Annotated in this window: 1 protein-coding gene; it reads left to right on the top strand. The window is 48.2% G+C overall.

What is annotated here, in order from left to right; all coding sequences use genetic code 11:
- A partial coding sequence (locus RC73_RS19515) for a calcium-binding protein (protein ID WP_039036189.1) occupies positions 1-1447 on the top strand: 1447 nt, incomplete at both ends.

Here is a 1447-nt window from a genome sequence, read left to right as displayed (position 1 = left end):
ATGTCACTGTCGATGACGGCAACGGCGGCACAGATACCGAGACTGTCACAATCACAATCAATGGAACCAACGACCCGGTTGAAGGCGAATTTGCCAAAGAGATCTGGGTTCCGGCCTCCCTGTTACAACTCTCGGATCCTTATCTTGCCGGTTATCCGCTGAATATTGATGTTCCAACCGATGTAGATGCCACGGATGAAATTAGCATCACAAACCTGAGTCTTGAGTTTATCGATCCTGCAGAAACTGCCGAGCTAGGCTCTATTTGGTACTGGGATGATGGCGAGCAGATGCTGGTGCAGTATGACTTTGACAATCCTGAAGCCTTGTCTGCAGCAGAGTTAGGCAGTCTGGTCTATATGCCGGGTAATAACGGTGATATTGAGGAACAGCTGGATATTTCTCTGACCTTCACAGTCAACTCAGGTACAGAGCAGGTGGTTGGCGACTTCATCATCCATGCGGTGCCGGGGAACAGCTTAGGAGGGGAAAGTGTCACCATAGGTGATGGTTCATCACCTTTAACTTCAGGTAATGACCAAGATGCCATTCTCAGTATCAGTGGTGGATTCGCCGATGCGATTAATTTAGCGCCTTCCGCCGGTAGCCTGGATCTATTTACCGACTTCCAAAAATCGCCCTTTGCCATTCCAATCCCCGGCAATGAGAGAGACATTGACTCCACAGCCGGCAGCAAACGGGAAACAGAGGTATCGGTCAGGCTAACTATCAACGGTATTACCTTCATTGTGTTGCTGGCTGATCCTGTGGATAACATAGAACAAACTTGGTTTTATGATGCAGATTCTGGCTTGATGAAAGCCAGTATTGGCTACGATCAGATTGTGCAAGAGTCAGATAACTCGATAACACTCGCTGACTATCTGACCTTAAATCCAGCCCAAGCTGCCGATCAGTGGACTATTACTTACTTCGACAATGATGGAGGCAGCTATCAAGCCCGATATGTACAAGCTGTATTTACTCACGAGCTGCTGCCTGATGATGCCATTACGATAACAGGAAGCGACAACATAGATAACCTCATCTTTGGTAGCACTCAGGGTGACTCTCTCACCGGAGCTAACCAAAGTGATGAAATTGTCGGTCGCGAAGGGAATGACACCATCAAAGGTCTGGAAGGCGATGACCAATTACTGGGTGGTGCCGGTAATGACTACATCTTTGGCGGTACAGGTGCCGACTATCTGGTTGGCGGCCCCGGCAGTGACCACCTGGATGCTGGCTTAGATAATGACAGAGATATTCTTATCTGGGATGCCGGGTCTGCAGATGGCAGCACCGATGACGTCTATAACTTCTCCCCTAACACAGATGCACTGGATTTATCGGACATATTGGTTAATGAAGAAAATGGAGTTTTGGATGATTACCTGGACTTCAGCTTTGTGAATGGCAACACCATCATAACTGTCGACACGACAGG

The organism is Shewanella sp. ECSMB14102 (assembly GCF_000813075.1).
Lineage (GTDB): Bacteria > Pseudomonadota > Gammaproteobacteria > Enterobacterales > Shewanellaceae > Shewanella > Shewanella indica.
This window is presented reverse-complemented; position numbering and strand designations above follow the sequence as displayed.